Below are 17,517 nucleotides of genomic sequence, written 5' to 3' on the forward strand. Positions count from 1 at the left end.
AGGAGACAGGACATGACCCCTTTCAGTAATTTTTCTCGCGCGCGCCGCAGTGCATTTCGCCTGGCCCTGGCCTTGCCTTTGGCCTGCGGTCTGGCCTTCACCGGCGCTGCCCAGAGCCAGGCGGCGTATCCCAACAAGGCGATCAAGCTCATCATTCCTTATGCCGTGGGCGGCTCCACCGATCAGACCGGCCGGCTGGTGGCGCAGTCACTTTCCATTCGTCTCGGCCAGCCGGTGGTGGTGGAAAACCGCGCCGGGGCGGGTGGTACCTTGGGGCATGAACTGGTGGCCAAATCGCCGGCCGACGGCTACACGCTGTTATTCAGCGCAGCCGGTCCGCTGACCGTGACGCCGCACACCTACCCCAAGCTGAGTTACGAGCCGGTGAAGGGCTTCGAGCCGATCACGCTTGTCGCAACGCAGCCGCTGCTGCTGGTGGTCAACCCCGCGCTGAAGGTCAACACCGTCGCCGATCTGATTCGGGACGCACAAGCCCGGCCGGGCAAACTGAGCTACGGTTCTTTCGGCAATGGCAGTGCGGCCCACCTGGCTGGCGAGTATTTCAAGACACTGGCCAAGGTCGACATGGTGCATGTGCCTTACAAAGGCAGCGGGCCCGCCCTGGTGGATCTGGTGGGGGGACAGATTGACCTGATGTTCGATGTGTTCAGCACCGCCGCGCCTTTGGCCAAAAGCGGCAAACTGCGTCCGATCGCGATCACCTCCAGCGAGCGTTCCCCTCAGTTTCCCGACGTGCCCACCATGCAGCAGGCCGGCGTGACTGGTTTCGAGGCCGGAACCTGGTTCGGCGTGCTGGCGCCGGCGGGTACACCCAAACCGCTGATCGAGCAGCTGTCAAAAGCCCTGAACGGCGTGCTTGAAGAAAAAGGCCTGCGTGACACCCTGGCCGCGCAGGGCGCGATTGTGCGGGGCGGAACACCAGCGCAGTTCAGCCGGTTTTTCCTCGCCGAATACGACAAGTGGGGAAAGATCGTCAAGGCCGCAGGCGTGACGACTGACTGACGTTTTTTTGCATCCGGCATGACCGGTTTGTTGCAGCGGCTTTCCGCTGCCCCCTCTTTTTTTCTGTTCTTCATGAAACTCCTGAGTTATTCCTTTCGCGGCGCTTCCAGTTGGGGCGCTCTTGTCAATGGCCGTATCGTGGACCTCCAGGCAGCATCGCAGGGACGTGCGCCCACACTGCGCAGCGCGCTGGCGCAGTTCTCGCTGGATGACATTGAAACGCTGGCTGCCTCGCATCCGGCGACCATCGATGTGAACGACATCGCCTGGTTGCCCGTCATTCCGGATGCCGCCAAGATTTTCTGCATTGGCCTGAACTACGACGAACACCGCATCGAGGCCAAGCGCGACAAGACAGCGCAGCCCACGGTCTTCCTGCGGCTGGCCGCCTCACAGGTGGGGCATGACGCGCCGCTGCTGCTGCCGCCGGAATCGGAACGTTTCGATTACGAAGGCGAGATCGCCGTCATCATCGGCCGCGCCGGTCGTCGCATTGCTGAAGAAGATGCCTGGGACCATATCGCCGGCTACGCGCCCTACAACGATGGCTCCCTCCGCGATTGGCAAAGCCACACCACGCAATGGACGCCGGGGAAGAATTTTCCGGCAACGGGCGGTTTCGGCCCATGCATGGTGACGCGCGGGGAAATCGCCGACGGGCAGGAGTTGACCCTGACCACGCGTCTGAACGGGGAAGTGATGCAGCAGGCCACCACGGCGCAATTGATCTTCTCCATTCCACGCCTGATCAACTATTTGTCGACCTTTGTTCCGCTGGAGCCCGGCGACGTGATCGTGACCGGCACGCCGGGTGGCGTCGGTTTCAAACGCACGCCACCGGTTTTCATGCGCGCCGGTGACAAGGTGGAGGTGGAGGTCAGCAGTGTGGGTACGCTGAGCAATACGGTGGCGGCGGAAACGCTGGCGCCAGGCCAGGCCTGAGGCACACGTCGGCATGCAGAACAATCTCATAGAGGTTCGCGTTGTCCGCAAGGCCATCGAGGCCGTGGACATCTGTTCGCTGGATCTGGCGAGTGTGTCTGGCGCACCTTTGCCTCCGTTTAGCGCCGGCGCCCATATCGATCTTCATGTCGGTGGCTTTGTCCGCCAGTATTCGCTTTGCAACAACCCGTCGGAGCGGCACCGCTATCAGGTGGCTGTCTTGCGGGACCCGCAATCACGCGGCGGGTCTGCGGCCATTCACGACGGCTTGTCACTGGAACAGACGCTGAAAATCAGCCCGCCTCGCAACCATTTTTCGCTGTTGCACGAGGCACCGCACTCGCTGCTGCTTGCCGCAGGCGTGGGCATCACGCCGATTCTGTGTATGGCGGAGCGCCTGGTGAATTCGAAGGCCGCTTTCACCATGCACTATTGCACGCGATCCCGCGTACGTACTGCCTTTCGGCATCGCATCGCGCAGTCGATGTTTGCAGGGGCCGTCAACTTTCACTTCGACGAAGATGGCCCGGCGGGGAAGTTTGACCTGGTCGCGGCCTTGCAGACAGCGCCGCCCGGGACGCACCTGTACACCTGCGGGCCTGCGGGTTTTCTTGGCCATGTTCTCCAGACGGCCCGGGATCACGGCTGGCCGGAGGAGCGCTTGCATTACGAGTATTTTTCAGCCGCGCCGTCGACATTGCCGCAAGGTGCTTTTGAAGTCTGTATTGCCAGCACCGGCAAACGCCATGTGGTGGCGGCAGGAGAAAGCGTGGTGGAAGCACTCGCCCGCGAAGGTATTCATCTGCCCGTGTCCTGCGGGCAAGGCGTTTGCGGTACCTGTTTAACGGGTGTGCTGGCGGGTGTGCCCGATCATCGGGACATGTTTCTGACCTCGGAGGAGCAGTCACGCAACGATCAGTTTGCACCTTGCTGCTCACGGGCACATAGCGCCAGTCTGACGCTGGACCTTTGAGCCTGGACGGGCGGTCGCGGCATGTTGTCGCGACCGCCCATCGTCAAGGCCGCAACTGTTGCGCCATCAACACCGCCACGTGAATCGCTTCGCGCTGGGCGCCGTCCCGAATCTGGTGGCGGCAACTGGTGCCGTCGGCCACGACGATGGCGTCGGGCTGTTGGCGCACCGCCGGCAGCAGGCTGAGTTCGGCCATTTGCATGGAGACCTCGTAATGGCTGGCTTCGTAACCAAAACTGCCGGCCATGCCGCAGCAACTGGACTCGATCAGCTCGGGCTGGGCACCGGGAATCAGCTTGAGCACGTCCATGATGGGGCTCACCGCGCCAAAAGCTTTCTGGTGGCAGTGGCCGTGCAGCAGGATGGCTTGGTCCGTGGGCTGCAGTTGGGCTTTCAGTTGATCGAGCTTGCCGGCCGCCGCTTCGCGCGCCAGAAACTCTTCAAACAGCAAGGCCTGGCCGCTGATGGTCTTGGCCGCGTCGCCCAGGCCCATGACCAGCATCTCGTCGCGCATGGTCAGCAGGCAAGAGGGCTCCAGGCCCACGATGGCAATGCTTTTTTCGGCAAAAGGCAGCAGGGCGTTCACCAGTTCTTTGGCCTTGGCTTTGGCTTGGTCCACCATACCGCTGGCCAGGAAGGTGCGGCCGCAACACAGCTGTTTGCCATCTGCTATTGTTTTTGTAGCTACGTGCACGGTGTAGCCGCCGGCTTGAAGCACTTTTAAGGCTGAGCTGGCGTTGTCGGACTCAAAGTAGCCATTGAAGGTGTCGACAAACAGCACCACCGGTTTGCTGGCGGCCAAGACCTCTTCGCGACTGGCGCTGCGCGGCGCCGAGTTGAAAAAGGTTTTTGTCTGCCACTGCGGCAAAGACCGTTTGGCGGACAAACCCATGAGTTTTTCGCTCAAGGCGGCCAGGCCGGGGATTTTGTCGCGCAGGTTCAGCAGGGGCGCAAACCGGCTGGCCCAGTGGGCGTAGTCGGGCAGGTAGGCGACCAGTTTGTCTTTGAGGGTGTAGCCGTGTTTGGCCTTGTAGTGGTGCAAAAACTCGACCTTCATCTTGGCCATGTCCACACCGGTCGGGCAGTCGCGTTTGCAGCCCTTGCAGCCCACACACAGGTCCAGGGCTTCCTGCACGGCTTCGCTGGTGAAGGCGTCTTGCGCATTCAGTCCTGGCAACTGGCCAGACAGCGCCAGGCGCAAGGTGTTGGCGCGGCCACGGGTCAGGTGTTTTTCGTCACGTGTGACGCGGTAGCTGGGGCACATGGTGCCGCTGTCAAACTTGCGGCAGTGGCCATTGTTGTTGCACATCTCCACGGCTTTGGCCAGGCCTTGTGCCGGGTCACCGCCGCTGCCGGGGGCACTGGTCTGTTCGGTGGCCGGGTCGTTCTGCACGTCCCAGGCCTGCCAGTCGAGCGCGGTCTTGATCGGGATGACCTTGTAACTGGGCGGAAAACGCATCAGCCGCGTGTCGTCCATCTTGGGCGGGTTGATCATGCGGCCAGGGCTGAGCAGGGCCAGCGGGTCCATGAATTGCTTGATTTTGGCAAAAGCCTCGTTGATCTGCGGGCCAAACTGCCACTCGATCCACTCACCGCGGCACAGACCGTCGCCGTGTTCGCCGCTGTAAGCGCCCTTGAACTTGCGCACCAGTTCGGAGGCTTCTTCGGCAATCGCGCGCATCTTGGGCGCACCTTCGCGCCGCATGTCCAGGATGGGCCGCACATGCAGGGTGCCGACCGAAGCGTGGGCATACCAGGTGCCTTTGCTGCCGTATTTTTTGAAGACCTCGGTCAAGGCGTCGGTGTATTCGGCCAGGTGCTTCAGCGGCACGGCGCAGTCTTCGATAAAACTCACGGGTTTGCCGTCGCCCTTGAGGCTCATCATGATGTTGAGCCCGGCCTTGCGCACTTCCCAGAGGTTTTTCTGAGGTGCGTCATCCGTCATTTCGACCACCGAGTCGGGCAGCAACAAGTCGCCCATCAACTCGCCCAGGCGTTTGAGTTGGGGCAGCAGTTCGGCCTTGCTGGCGCCCGAAAACTCCACCAGCAAAATCGCGGCCGGCTGGCCTATCAGGGCGCTGCGAATCGTCGGTTCAAACGCCGGGTTCTGCAGCGACAAGTCAATCATGGTGCGGTCCACCAGTTCGACCGCCGTGAGTGTGCCTTCGCCGAGCTTGACGATGTGTTGCGCCGCGTCCATGGCGTGGTAAAAAGTCGGGAAGTTCACCACGCCCAGTACCTTGGCGCGGGGCAACTCGCTCAGTTGCAGGGTCAGGGACTTGGTCAGTGCCAGCGTGCCTTCGCTGCCGACCAGCAAATGTGCGAGGTTGACCGAGCCGTCGCGGGTGTAAGGCCGCTCGCTGCGCGGGTCAAAAATATCCAGGTTGTAGCCGCCTACACGCCGCATGACCTTGGGCCAGAACTGACTGATGGCCGGTTGCAATTCCTCGGCCAGGGTACGGACATAAGTGCCCAGCTCACGCGCCTTGCCGCTGCTGTTGGCGTAGGTGCCCAGTTGCAGCAACTGGCCGTCGGAGGTCCAGGCCTCTGCCCCCAACACGTTGTGCACCATGTTGCCGTAGGCAATGCTGCGGCTGCCGCAGGAGTTGTTGCCGGCCATACCACCCAGGGTCGCCTGCGCGCTGGTGGACACGTCCACCGGGTACCAGAGCCCGTGTTTTTTCAAGGCGGCGTTGAGGTGGTCCAGCACGATGCCGGGTTCGACCTCGGCCGTGCGGTTTTCAACATCCAGATTGATGATGTTGCATATGTGTTTGGCGTGGTCTATCACCAGCCCGGTGCCCACGGTCTGGCCGCATTGGCTGGTGCCGCCGCCACGCGGCACGATAGGCACACCCAGGTCGCGGCAGATGTCCAGCGCCGTTTTGACGTCGGATGCGCTGCGCGGCACCAACACACCGACCGGCATCACCTGGTAAATCGAGGCGTCCGTCGCATAACGGCCGCGGTCGGCGGGGGAGAACAAGACTTCGCCGCCGGTCTCCGCGGCCAGCCTGGCCGCCAGCCGTCCGGCCACTTCATTGCTCACCTGGGCCACAGTTTCGTAGGCGTGGGCTGCGGTTTCCCGCGTCACTTTCAAAGGCCGCGGCGCGTTCATGCTTTGGCTGCCTGCTTGGCCGCGCGTAATTGTTCGACCACGACATCGCGTTTGTTGTCCAGGTGGGCCAGCAACACGGCGCGCATGGCGGCCGCGTCGCGCTTGCTCAGCGCGTCAATCATTTGTTCGTGTTCTTTCACGGCGGTGCGCCATTTGTCGCCGTCCTGGTTGGAGCGAAAACGCAGGGCCTGCAGCCGTGCGTTGACCTGGTTGTAGGTGCTGGTGAGCACCGGGTTTTTGGCGGCGGTATTGATGGCGCGGTGAATCGCAGCGTTGAGCTGGTAATAGGCGGGCAGGTCGCGCCGCGTGTAGGCGGCCAGCATCTCGTAATGCATGGCCTTGATTTCGTCGAGTTCGGCCTCGGTGATGCGTTCGGCGGCCAGGCTGCCCGACTGGGCCTCCAGCCCGGACATGACTTCAAAGGTGTTCAGGATGTCGGCTTCCGACAACTCCACCGCGATGGCGCCGCGGTTCGGCAGCAACTCGACCAGGCCTTCGGCGGCCAGCATCTTGATGGCTTCCCGCAGCGGGGTGCGCGAGACATTGAGGATTTCGCTGAGCTCGCGCTCATTGAGTTTGGCGCCAGGCGCAATGCGGTTTTCGACCAGCATCTGGCGCAGGCGGTGCGCGACCTGCTCATGCAGGGCGGCGCGTGGGATAGGGATGATGTCAGCACTCATGCGTAAATTTTGTATGCAAAAAGTTCGTATGTCAAACACATCGTTTCCCCTTGTAAGGGTTGACAAATGAATTTTGTATGCAAAAAATGACGGATATTCATCGGAGAACCTGTTTATGCTCATGCTTGACTTTCACCCCACCGGCCGTCACTTTTTGCAAATTCCCGGCCCCTCGCCGGTGCCGGACCGCATCTTGCGTGCCCTGAGCCTGCCCACCATCGACCACCGCGGCCCCGAGTTCGGCGCCTTGGGCCTGAAGGTGCTGGCGGACATCCAAAAAATCTTCAAGACCAAACAACCCGTGGTGATTTACCCGGCCTCGGGCACCGGCGCCTGGGAGGCCGCCCTGGCCAACACGCTGAGCCCCGGCGACCATGTGTTGATGTACGAAACCGGTCACTTTGCCGCCCTGTGGCAAAAACTGGCGGCGCGTGTGGGCCTGAAAACCGAGGTGATGAGCAGCCCGGGCGCCGATATCTGGCGTCACGGCGTGCGCGCCGACCTGATCGAAGAGCGGCTCAAGGCCGACACACAACACAGCATCAAGGCTGTCTGTGTGGTGCACAACGAAACCTCCACCGGCGTGACCAGCAACATCGCCGCCGTGCGCCAGGCCATCGATGCCGCCAAACACCCGGCGCTGCTGCTGGTGGACACCATCTCCGGCCTGGCTTCGGCCGACTACCGGCATGACGAGTGGGGTGTGGACGTCAGCATCAGCGGCTCGCAAAAGGGTTTGATGTTGCCGCCCGGCATCAGCTTCAACGCGGTGTCCGCCAAAGCGCTGGAAGCGAGCAAAACCGCCAAACTCCCGAAAGCCTTCTGGGCCTGGGACGAAATCATCGAGATGAACAAGACCGGTTACTGGCCGTCAACGCCCAACACCAATCTGCTCTACGGCCTCAACGAAGCCTGCGACATGTTGCTGGAGCACGGCCTGGACGTGGTGTTTGCGCGGCATCAGCGCTGGGCCGAAGGTGTGCGCGCCGCGGTCAAGGCCTGGGGTCTGCAGATCCAGTGCGCCGACGCGGCGGTGTATTCACCCGTCCTCACCGGCGTGATGACGCCCGAAGGGGTGGACGCCGACGTTGTGCGCAAAATCATTTACGAACGTTTTGACTGTTCGCTGGGCACCGGTCTGGGCAAGCTCAAGGGCCGCATGTTCCGTATCGGCCACCTCGGCGACTGCAACGACCTGACCCTGATGGCGGCGCTGTCGGGCTGCGAGATGGGCCTCAAGCTGGCCGGCGTGAAGCTGGCCGGTTCCGGCGTGCTGGCCGCGATGGACCATTTTTCCAGCCACACCGCTGCGCTGCCGCTGAAGAAGGCGGCCTGACAAGCGTTTTCACTTTCCCGCTTTCCCGCGTTTTTTCTGACGATTTCAAAAACAACCTCCTGGAGACAAACATGCAACGCAGAACCCTTGTCACCGCCGGTGCCGCGGCACTGGCTTTTCCTTCACTGATCCTCGCGCAGAACCTGCCGGCCGGGCCGGTGCGCATCATCGTCGGTTTTGCGCCCGGTGGCGGCACCGATATCCTGGCGCGGGTGATCGGCCAGAAGCTGGGCGAGATGTGGAAAACGCAGGTCATCGTCGAGAACAAGGCGGGCGCCTCTGGCACCATCGCCGCCGACTACGTGTCCAAGCAGGCCGGTGACGGCAACACCTTGCTGATGGCGCACATCAACAGCCAGGCGATCACGCCCGCGCTGCAGAAGGTGAACTACGACCCGGCCAAGGATTTCCAGTCGATCGTGCTGGTCGGCGTCACGCCCAACTTGCTGATCTGCAACGAAAACCAGCCGGCCAAGACCGTGAAGGACCTGGTCGAGTTGTGCCGCGCCAAGCCGGGCCAGGTGAGTTTCGGCTCGGCCGGCACAGGCAGTGCGCAGCACCTGGCGCTGGAGATGTTCATGCTGGCCGCCAAGGTCAAGGCCATCCACGTGCCATACAAGGGTTCTGGCCCCATGCTCACCGACCTGATAGGCGGCAACATCCAGTACAGCTTTGACACCATGACGGCGGCCACGCCCCATGTGAAAAGCGGCAAGGCCATTGCCCTGGCGCAGACGCGCCAGAACCGCGTGCCCGCCTACGCCAACGTGCCGACCATGGCCGAATCGGGCTTCCCCGGCTTTGAGGCGACAACCTGGTACGGGCTGGTCGGTCCCGCGAAGATGCCGCTGGCCATGGCCAAACGCATGAACGAGGATGTCAACAAGGTCATGCAAATGCCCGACGTGATGGAAAAACTGGCCGCCTCGGGCGCGCAGGACGGCGGGGGCTCGACCGAGAAGTTCGGCGACTTCATGCGCGCCGAGCAGATCAAGTGGGCCAAGATCATCAAGGATGGTGGCGTCAAGGGCGAAGGCTAGAAATGGGCTCCCCCCCGAAGCGGCCTGCGGCCGCCTCCCCCTCAAGGGGGCGCCACCAGCGGCCCGGCAAAGCCGGTTCCGCGGTGGCTGCTGGTGAAGGTCTGGGCGCATGAGATCGCTTCCCTTGCAAGGCGTTCGCGTGCTGGACATCAGCCAGGTCATGGCCGGCCCGTATGCCTGCATGTTGCTGGCCGACCTGGGCGCTGATGTGATCAAGATCGAGCCGCCCGATGGCGGCGACCAGACCCGCAGCGCCATGGGTTTCAAGATGAAAGGCGCAGACAGCCTGGGCTTTTTGAACCTGAATCGCAACAAGCGCAGCGTCACGCTGAACCTGAAGTCCAAGGCCGGGCGCGAGGTCTTGCTCCGCATGGTCAAAGATGCCGACATCCTGCTCGAAAACTACCGACCCGGCGCGATGAAGCGCCTGGGCCTGGGTTACGAGGTCTTGAAGGAAATCAATCCGAAGCTGGTCTACACCAGCATCTCGGGTTTTGGTCAGTTTGGTCCCTGGTCCGACCGCCCGGGTTTCGATTTGATGGCGCAGGCGATGTCGGGCGTGATGAGTGTGACCGGTTATCCCGGTGGCCCGCCCGTGAAGGCCGGCGTGCCGGTGGCCGACATCGGCTGCGCCCTGTTTGCGGTGTATGCCACTTTGTCGGCCTACATCGGGGCCAAAAATAGCGGCGAAGGCCAGCACGTGGATGCATCCCTGTTTGACACGGCGCTGGCGTTTTCTGTCTGGGACATCTGCGACTACTGGGGCACGGGCAAAGCGCCCGAGCCGCTGGGCACGTCCAACAAAATGACCGCGCCTTACCAGGCCATGGCCTGTTCGGACGGCCACTTTGTCATGGGCGCCAACAACCAGAAACTGTGGCAACAACTGTGTGTTCTGCTGCAGCGGCAGGACTTGCTGCAGGATCCGCGTTTCACCACCATCTCGCTGCGCCTGGCCAACCGGCCCGCGCTGGAGACCGAACTGGAGCGCACATTTCTTCAGCACCCCAAAGATTATTGGGTGCAAACCTTGCTTGACGCAGGCATTCCGGCCGGCCCCATTCTCAGCTACCCCGAGGCTTTCGGCAGCGAGCATGCGCGCGCACGTGGCATGCGTATGGAGATTGATCATCCCGTCGAAGGTTCGGTGCCCAACATCGGGTTTGCCGTCAAGTTGTCAGGCACGCCGCAACAGGTGCGCCGCCATCCGCCCTTGCTGGGCGAACACACGGACGAGGTGTTGGGCGAGTTGGGCATCCAGGCCGCTGAACTGGCCGAACTGCGCGCGCAGGGCGCGTTTGCGCCATGAGTGAAGGTACTGTTCACCTGAGCATCAGCGGCGGCGTGGCGGCCGTGGTGTTTGACCGCCCGGCTGCGCGTAACGCCATGACCTGGGCCATGTACCAGCAATTGGGCGATATCTGCAAACGGCTGCCGACTGAAAGTAACGTCCGTGTCGTGACGTTTCAAGGCGCGGGCGGCGAGGCTTTTGTGGCCGGCACCGACATCGAACAATTTCAGGCTTTTCAAAGCGGCGAAGACGGCGTGGCTTATGAGCGCAGCATTGATGCGGGCATCGCTTTGATAGAAGCCTTGCCCATACCCACGGTGGCGGTGATCTCTGGCTGGACCATAGGCGGCGGCCTGGCGATGGCCACGGCCTGTGATTTTCGCATCGCCACACCGACCTCACGCTTTGGGGTGCCGATTGCCAAAACCCTGGGCAATTGCCTGTCGGTCAGCAACCTGGCCCGGCTGAGCGCCGCGTGGAGTCCACAACGTGTCAAACGCATGTTGTTGCTGGCGGAGCTGATTAGCGCAGACGAAGCGCTGGCCTGCGGTTTTTTACAGCAGGTCTGTGCGCCCGATGAGCTGGCCGCGACGGCCAGCCGCTTGTGTGAACGCCTGGCCGCACTGGCGCCGGTCACGCAAAAAGTCAGCAAGGAAGGTTTGCGCCGTTTGTTGCTGCAAGATTTGCCCGCCGCGGAAGACCTGATACGCGAGTGTTATGGCAGCGACGATTTCCACGAGGGGGTGGATGCGTTTGTCACGAAACGAAGCCCGGTGTGGAAGGGGGGCTAACACGCTTGTGCGGCTCGGCCAGAGCCCGCAGAATGCAGTCCATGAATCCGGCCTGCTGAGCGCGCTGCTTTTGGACGGGTTCATTCTTTCAACCGAAGACAGGGATGTATTTCATGAGAATTGATTTTTCCAAAGCCAGCACCTGGCTGGCCGCCTTGGGCTGGTGCCTGGCCAGCGCCAGTGCGTCTGCAGACATCGTGTTGGGCCACTCGGGCGATTTGTCCGGCTCCACCGCCGCCTTGACGACCGACTATGTGCGCGGCATGAACGCGTATTTTGACGACCTCAACAAAAAAGGCGGCATACGCGGCGAGAAGATCAAGCTGGTCAGCCTGGACGATGGTTTCAACCCCGACAAGACCGCGGAAAACACCAAACTCCTGATCGAGAAACACAACGCGGTGGCGCTGGTGGGTTTTCGCGGCACGGCCAATATGCTGAAAATCGTGCCGATCGTCCAGGCCGCTGGCATCGCCCAGATCGGCAACACCAGTGGCGCCAAGTCGCTGCGTGACCCCTATGTTCAGGGCCTGTTCCATGTGCGGGCCAGCACCACTGACGAAATCGAGGCGGCGGTCAACCACGCCTGGACCATAGGCATCAAAAAAATCGCCGTGGTTTACCAGGACGACGCTTTCGGCAAGGAAGGCCTGGAGGCCATGAATGCCGCCATGCAAAAGCGCGGCGCGGCGCCTGCTGCCGTGGCCCCGGTGCCGCGCGGCACGGTGGATGTGCTCAAGGCGATCGATGTGGTGGCGGCGGTTCAGCCGCAGGCGGTGTTGCTGATTGGCCAGGCCAAGCCGAATTCGGCGTTTATCAAGGGCCTGCGCCAGAAAGGCGTGAACCCGCAGTTTTTTGTGCTTAGTGTGTCGTCTGGCCTGCACGCCGAACTCAAGGAGCCGTCCGCCGGCGTCATCGTGACCCAGGTCGTGCCTTACCCGTTCACCGAACTGGGCAACACCGTGGTGCGCGAGTACCAGACGACTATTTCGCAAACCGCGGATAAAAAGTACAGCTACAACAGCATGGAAGGTTTCTTGAATGCCAAGCTGGTGGTACGTGCCCTGCAGAAAACCGCGGGCGCACCCACACGCGCCAAAATCATCAGCACGCTGGAGTCGTTTACCAGCGAAGATCTGGGCGGTTTTGCACTGACCTACAGCAAACAAAGCAACCTTGGTTCGCGTTATGTCAACCTGACCATGATTCGAGCCGACGGCTCGTTTGCGCGTTAAGCCGCAGGGGCCCCGGCATGCGTGTTGCGTGCAGCCGACGCAGGGTGGAGATCCGTATTGTTCTGGCTGGCACAGTGATCTAGAGTGCCTGCATCGGTCGTAAAAAATCACAACATTTTTTTCTCCGATCCATTTTTACTTTAGCCACGGAACACTTCCTCCCATGTTCGCCATCAAGAAATCAAGCCTGTCAGCCCTCTGTTTGTCTTGCCTTTTTTTGGCGGGTGCCAGCCATGCCCAAAAAGCCTGGGTGGTGGGGCAGTCTGTGCCCTTGAGTGGTAGCAACGCCAACTTTGGACGCGACATCCGTGATGGTGCAGCGGCTTATTTCAAATCCGTCAACGCCAAAGGCGGGGTCGGCGGCCTGCCGATTGAGCTGGTCGCGCTGGACGACAAGAACGAGCGAAAACTCGCAGGTGCCAACACGCAAAAGCTGCTGGAAAGCAACGAGGCCGTGGCCTTGTTTGGTTATGCGTCGGCCACCTTGAGCCTGGACGCCATGCCGCAAGCGGAAAAAGCCGGCGTCTTGTTTTTTGCGCCGTTTTCAGGCGCGAACCCGGTTCGCAAATCCAGTCCGGTGGTCTTCACCTTGCGCGCGTCGTATGGCGATGAGCTGGAGAAAATGCTCGCCTTCTGGACCGGCTTGGGGCTCAAACAAGTGGTCGTGGTGCATTACGACGACGAGGTGGGCAAGCAGAACCTAGCCGTGGTCACGCAATACCTGGCCAAGCAGGGCAAGACACCTGCGGCCTATTCGCTGCAGCGTAATGCCAAGCTGGGCGCTGCGGAGGTGGCCGATCTGCTCAAGCTCAAACCCGATGTGATCATCAACACGGTCTTGTCGGGGCCTGCCGCCGAAATCAGCAAACAAATTGTCGCGCAGGGAAAATTTATACCCACCTCCAGCCTGTCCTTTGTGGGCGCTCAGCAATACATCGAGGCGGCAGGCGAAGCCGGTGCCGGCGTTTCCATTTCTCAGGTGGTGCCCAATGCCGCATCCACCTTGCCGGTGGTCAAGGAATGCGCCAAGGCCTTGAAAGATGCCGGCGTGAACCAGGCCATGAACAGCGCCCACCTCGAATCCTGCATAGGCGCCAAAGTGCTGACGGAAGCGATGCGCCGCAGCAAAAAGCCCGGTGACGCCAAAGCTTTGCTGGCCGCCATGAAAAACCTGGGCAGCTACGACGCCGGCGGTTTTACCGTGACCTACGGGTCTGATCAGCAACATGGCAGCAAATACGTCGAGCTGGGCATGGTGACGCGCGAAGGCAAGCTGCGTAACTGATACGGCGCATGGCCTCAGGCCGCCGGCTCCCGGTAATGTGCACACAAGGTTTCAATCAGCGACTCGGCATAACGCGGCAGGGCCTCGCGGTTGCGCACCAGGATGTAACGCTCGCGCACGCTCCAGGCGTCGGTCAGTTCAATCAGCGCAATACCCATGCCGGCCTGGTTACGCCGCGCCGCTGACTCCGGAACAATACCGACACCCACACCGGCCCCAATCATGCGGCACATGCCGTCAAAACTGGACAACTGGATACGCAGCTTCATGGGTTTGCCCAGGGCATCGGTCACTTGCGATAAAAAAGTCTGCAAGGTGCTGCCGTATTGCATGCCCACGGCGTCTTCATCCAGGGTTTCGGCAAAGGCGATTTTTTTGCGGCGCGCAAAACGGTGGTTCTTGGCGGTCGCCAGCACCAGCCGGTCGGTGCTGAAATGAATCGCTTGCAGGCCCAGCGTATCCACCTTGCCGGCCACGATGCCGATGTCGGCCCGGCCGTCCAGCACACCGCGTGCAATTTCGGCGTTGGGTTTTTCCTGCAGGTCGATGTTGATCTTGGGGTTGGCCGATAAAAAACCCGGAAAAATTTCTGGCAAAAAATCCGTGACCGCCGTGGTGTTGGCAAACACCCGCAAATGTCCGCGCAGGCCGCCGCCGTACTCCTGCAGGTCGGTGCGCAACTGCTCGGCTTGCCGCAACACGCCGCGTGCGTGGTACAAAAATGCTTCGCCAGGCGGTGTCAGGCGCACGCCCCTGGCCTCGCGGTAAAACAGGCTCAGGCCGGACTGGGCTTCCAGGGATTTGACGCGTGCGCTGGCCGCGGCCAGCGACAGGTGTTGGCGCTCCGCGGCGCGTGTCATGTTGCCTTCGTCGGCGATCAGCACAAAAAGCCGCAGGTCAGTCAGGTCGAATTGCATGGCGCCATGCTAATACACGGCAGGCCAAGCCTTCGATCTCGCTTAAGTCATTTTCGGCAAGGGTTAACCCTTTGCTGGTGATCTCAATAGGGAGAATGGCGTGGCGGTCATCCGCAAGGCTTCCAAATTTCAGAAGACTGGCTGCTGAATTTGCAGATTGTTGAGGGACCGGCTTGCGGTGACGATGCCTCTTGTTCGCCGAACCGGCGCTTCACGACACATGAGGAATCAACAATGAGCGGAACAGGCATGCTGCAAGGCAAGGTAGTGGTGGTCACCGGAGCCGGTGGCGGTATCGGGCGTGACATGGCGCTGGCGATGGCGCGCGAAGGCGCCCGGGTGGTGGTCAACGACATTGGCGCGTCGGTGGCGGGCGAGGGCAGTGACGCCGGTCCGGCCCAGGCCGTGGTCAATGAAATACGCGCCGCCGGCGGTGAGGCCGTGGCCAACACCGACAGCGTGTCGCAGGCCCAAAGCGCCCAGCAGATCATCACCAGCGCGATGGACAACTTCGGCCGCATCGACTGCGTGGTCAACAATGCCGGCATTTTGCGCGACCGATTTTTCCACAAAATGGCTGACGAGGAATGGGACGCCGTGATCAAGGTCCACCTGTACGGCGCCTACCATGTTAGCCGCGCCGCCGCACCGCATTTCAAGGCGCAGGCGTCGGGCAATTACATCCACATGACCTCGACCTCGGGCCTGGTCGGCAACTTTGGGCAGGCCAACTACTCGGCGGCCAAGCTCGGTGTGGTGGCATTGTCCAAGTCAATTGCGCTGGACATGCTCAAGTTCAATGTGCGTTCCAACTGCATTGCGCCGTTTGCCTGGAGCCGCATGATAGGCGCGATTCCCACCAACACGCCGGAAGAGCAGGCCCGGGTCGACCGCATCAAACAAATGACACCGGCCAAGATTGCGCCGCTGGCCGTTTGCCTGGCCAGCGACGAGGGGCGTGACGCCAACGGGCAAATTTTTGCGGTGCGCAACAACGAAATTTTCCTGATCAGCCAGCCGCGGCCGGTCCGCTCGGTGCATCGCTCGGAAGGCTGGAGTCCGCAGTCGGTGGCCAGCCACGCCTTGCCCGCCCTCAAGGCCAGCTTTTATTCGCTGGACCGTTCGGCTGACGTGTTCAGCTGGGACCCGATTTGAGACAGGCGCCCGCTATGACTCATGCACAAACCCTTTCTGGCGCCGCCACCGGCGTTCAGGCCACGCACCAGGCGGCGTTAGACGCCGGGCGCTTGCTGATCCAGCGCTGCAGCGACTGCACCCGGCATGTTTATTTTCCGCGTGAGAGCTGCCCGCATTGCGGCTCGGCCGCGCTGGACTGGGTTGCGCCCACCGGCCTGGGCACGGTGTACGCCGTGACCACGGTGCGGCGCAAGCCCGATGCCGGCGGCGACTACAACGTCTCGCTGGTGGACCTGGACGAAGGGGTGAGGCTGATGAGCCGTGTCGACAACATCCCGCCGCTGGATTCAAAAATCGGTCAGCGTGTGCAGGCGCGTGTGCAGCTCGTCGACGGACGCGGCCTGGTGTTGTTTGACCCGCTGCCCGCGGCCTTGGTGGGCGTGGCACCATGAGCGATCTTTCCCTCAAAGCACTGCGCGGCAGCGCGGCGATTGCCGGCGTGGCGACTTTTGGCTGCGGCGAGACGCCGGGCTTCACCGACATGGAATTGCTGGCACGTTCTGCCCGCGCGGCCGTGGCCGATGCCGGCCTGAAGATGAGCGACATTGACGGTTTGTGCACCGCCAGCGCCTCGGCCACCATGTGGGCCATGCCGGTGGTCGAGTACCTGGGCCTGCGCCCGCGCTACATCGACAGCACCATGCTGGGCGGCTCCAGCTTTATCGCCCATCTGCTGCCGGCCATGCAGGCCTTGCAGTCCGGCCAGTGCAACGCAGTCCTCGTGTGTTACGGCAGTGTCCAGCGTTCGGCGCAGTTCGGCCGGCGCGAAATTGGCGCAGCCCGCCGCTGGATGGACCCGCAGCCTTACGAGGCGCCTTACGAGCCGCTGCAGCCGCTGTCGGCCTACGCGTTGGCGGCCTCGCGCCACATGTTTGAATTTGGCACCACACGCCGCCAGCTCGCCGAAGTGGCGGTGGCCGCGCGCCAATGGGCCGGTCTGAATCCTGAAGCCTTCATGCGCGACCCGTTAAGCATCGACGATGTGCTGGTCGCCCGCATGGTGTCCGACCCTTTGAGCGTGCGTGATTGTTGCCTGGTCACCGACGGCGGCGGCGCTTACGTGCTGGTGCGCGCCGAGCGGGCCCGTGATCTGCCCAAGCCCCCGGTTTATGTGCTGGGCAACGCCACCGCCGTGTGGAATCGGCAGATATCTTCCATGCAGGACCTGACCGTCACCGCGGCCAGCCAGTCAGGCCGCGAGGCTTATGCGATGGCGGGGCTGGCGGCGAAAGACATGGATGTGGTGCAGGTTTACGACGCCTTCACCATCAACACCTTGTTGTTCCTGGAAGACCTGGGTTTTTGCAAGAAGGGCGAGGCCGGCAGCTTTGTCGAAAACGGCGGCATTGCGCCCGGTGGGCATTTGCCGGTCAACACCAACGGTGGCGGCCTGTCCTGTGTGCATCCCGGCATGTACGGCATTTTTGCGCTGATCGAGGCGGTGCGCCAACTGCGCGGTGAAGGCGGCGCGCGGCAAATCGCCGGTGCGACGACCGCGCTGGCGCATGGCAACGGCGGCACCTTGTCGAGTCAGGCCACGGCCATCCTGGGCACGGCGGCGGCGCTGTGACCGGCCTGTGCAAGACAGACGCTCCTGAAAGAATAGCTGCTTGCGCCCGCTAGATAAGGGTTAGAGGCCTGTTTTGCTTAAGAAAATGTTTGAAGACGCATCCGCCCGCTAGGCCGGGC

General features: G+C 62.0%; 15 protein-coding genes. 12 read left to right on the forward strand and 3 right to left on the reverse strand.

Annotation, left to right across the window (positions count from 1 at the left end):
- The first annotated feature begins 12 nt into the window (after positions 1 to 12).
- From R6254_RS19995 to R6254_RS20005, 3 genes are all read left to right on the forward strand, one after another.
- Positions 13 to 1,023: a Bug family tripartite tricarboxylate transporter substrate binding protein gene (locus R6254_RS19995; protein WP_318409436.1), complete on the forward strand. Its 1,011-nt coding sequence runs from the start codon at positions 13 to 15 to the stop codon at positions 1,021 to 1,023.
- A gap of 72 nt (positions 1,024 to 1,095) precedes the next feature.
- Positions 1,096 to 1,965 (forward strand): fumarylacetoacetate hydrolase family protein, encoded by an 870-nt coding sequence (locus R6254_RS20000; RefSeq protein WP_318409437.1) that lies wholly within the window; start codon positions 1,096 to 1,098, stop codon positions 1,963 to 1,965.
- Between the two features lie 13 nt (positions 1,966 to 1,978).
- Complete coding sequence (locus R6254_RS20005) at positions 1,979 to 2,938, forward strand: PDR/VanB family oxidoreductase (RefSeq protein ID WP_318409438.1); 960 nt, start codon at positions 1,979 to 1,981, stop codon at positions 2,936 to 2,938.
- Positions 2,939 to 2,981: 43 nt separating this feature from the next.
- Here the strand turns inward: R6254_RS20005 and R6254_RS20010 are convergent, their stop codons facing one another.
- Together R6254_RS20010 and R6254_RS20015 are read right to left on the reverse strand one after the other, a co-directional pair.
- Complete coding sequence (locus R6254_RS20010) at positions 2,982 to 6,056, reverse strand: FAD-binding and (Fe-S)-binding domain-containing protein (RefSeq protein WP_318409439.1); 3,075 nt, start codon at positions 6,054 to 6,056, stop codon at positions 2,982 to 2,984.
- Positions 6,053 to 6,736, reverse strand: a complete 684-nt coding sequence (locus tag R6254_RS20015) for a GntR family transcriptional regulator (RefSeq protein WP_318409440.1) — start codon at positions 6,734 to 6,736, stop codon at positions 6,053 to 6,055. The genes R6254_RS20010 and R6254_RS20015 overlap by 4 nt, the downstream gene beginning before the upstream one ends.
- A gap of 115 nt (positions 6,737 to 6,851) precedes the next feature.
- Here R6254_RS20015 and R6254_RS20020 point away from each other — a divergent pair, with 115 nt between their 5' ends.
- From R6254_RS20020 to R6254_RS20045, 6 genes are all read left to right on the forward strand, one after another.
- Positions 6,852 to 8,072 carry a pyridoxal-phosphate-dependent aminotransferase family protein gene (locus tag R6254_RS20020; protein ID WP_318409441.1) on the forward strand — a complete coding sequence of 407 codons (1,221 nt, stop codon included), beginning with the start codon at positions 6,852 to 6,854 and terminating at the stop codon, positions 8,070 to 8,072.
- A gap of 71 nt (positions 8,073 to 8,143) precedes the next feature.
- The gene (locus tag R6254_RS20025; protein ID WP_318409442.1) at positions 8,144 to 9,112 is read left to right on the forward strand and encodes a Bug family tripartite tricarboxylate transporter substrate binding protein; all 969 of its coding nucleotides are present in this window, start codon (positions 8,144 to 8,146) and stop codon (positions 9,110 to 9,112) included.
- A gap of 109 nt (positions 9,113 to 9,221) precedes the next feature.
- Positions 9,222 to 10,421 carry a CaiB/BaiF CoA transferase family protein gene (locus R6254_RS20030; RefSeq protein ID WP_318409443.1) on the forward strand — a complete coding sequence of 400 codons (1,200 nt, stop codon included), beginning with the start codon at positions 9,222 to 9,224 and terminating at the stop codon, positions 10,419 to 10,421.
- Positions 10,418 to 11,194, forward strand: coding sequence for an enoyl-CoA hydratase/isomerase family protein (locus R6254_RS20035; RefSeq protein WP_318409444.1), 777 nt, complete (start codon positions 10,418 to 10,420; stop codon positions 11,192 to 11,194). Before R6254_RS20030 ends, R6254_RS20035 begins: the two co-directional genes overlap by 4 nt.
- 113 nt (positions 11,195 to 11,307) lie before the next feature.
- The gene (locus tag R6254_RS20040) at positions 11,308 to 12,429 is read left to right on the forward strand and encodes an ABC transporter substrate-binding protein (protein WP_318409445.1); all 1,122 of its coding nucleotides are present in this window, start codon (positions 11,308 to 11,310) and stop codon (positions 12,427 to 12,429) included.
- Between the two features lie 163 nt (positions 12,430 to 12,592).
- Positions 12,593 to 13,714, forward strand: coding sequence for an ABC transporter substrate-binding protein (locus R6254_RS20045; protein WP_318409446.1), 1,122 nt, complete (start codon positions 12,593 to 12,595; stop codon positions 13,712 to 13,714).
- A gap of 14 nt (positions 13,715 to 13,728) precedes the next feature.
- Here the strand turns inward: R6254_RS20045 and R6254_RS20050 are convergent, their stop codons facing one another.
- Positions 13,729 to 14,631, reverse strand: a complete 903-nt coding sequence (locus R6254_RS20050; RefSeq protein WP_318409447.1) for a LysR substrate-binding domain-containing protein — start codon at positions 14,629 to 14,631, stop codon at positions 13,729 to 13,731.
- 249 nt (positions 14,632 to 14,880) lie between these two features.
- Here R6254_RS20050 and R6254_RS20055 point away from each other — a divergent pair, with 249 nt between their 5' ends.
- The 3 genes from R6254_RS20055 to R6254_RS20065 are packed head-to-tail and all read left to right on the forward strand — an operon-like array spanning position 14,881 to position 17,398.
- Entirely contained in the window at positions 14,881 to 15,786 is a 906-nt protein-coding gene (locus R6254_RS20055; RefSeq protein WP_318409511.1) for an SDR family NAD(P)-dependent oxidoreductase, read from the forward strand.
- A gap of 14 nt (positions 15,787 to 15,800) precedes the next feature.
- A complete protein-coding gene (locus R6254_RS20060; RefSeq protein WP_318409448.1) occupies positions 15,801 to 16,220 on the forward strand; it encodes a Zn-ribbon domain-containing OB-fold protein in 420 nt (139 codons plus the stop codon).
- Positions 16,217 to 17,398, forward strand: a complete 1,182-nt coding sequence (locus R6254_RS20065; protein WP_318409449.1) for a thiolase — start codon at positions 16,217 to 16,219, stop codon at positions 17,396 to 17,398. Before R6254_RS20060 ends, R6254_RS20065 begins: the two co-directional genes overlap by 4 nt.
- The last annotated feature ends 119 nt before the right edge of the window (positions 17,399 to 17,517 follow it).

It is taken from the genome of Polaromonas potterensis (genome assembly GCF_033446725.1).
In the GTDB taxonomy this organism is placed as follows: Bacteria; Pseudomonadota; Gammaproteobacteria; order Burkholderiales; family Burkholderiaceae_C; genus Polaromonas.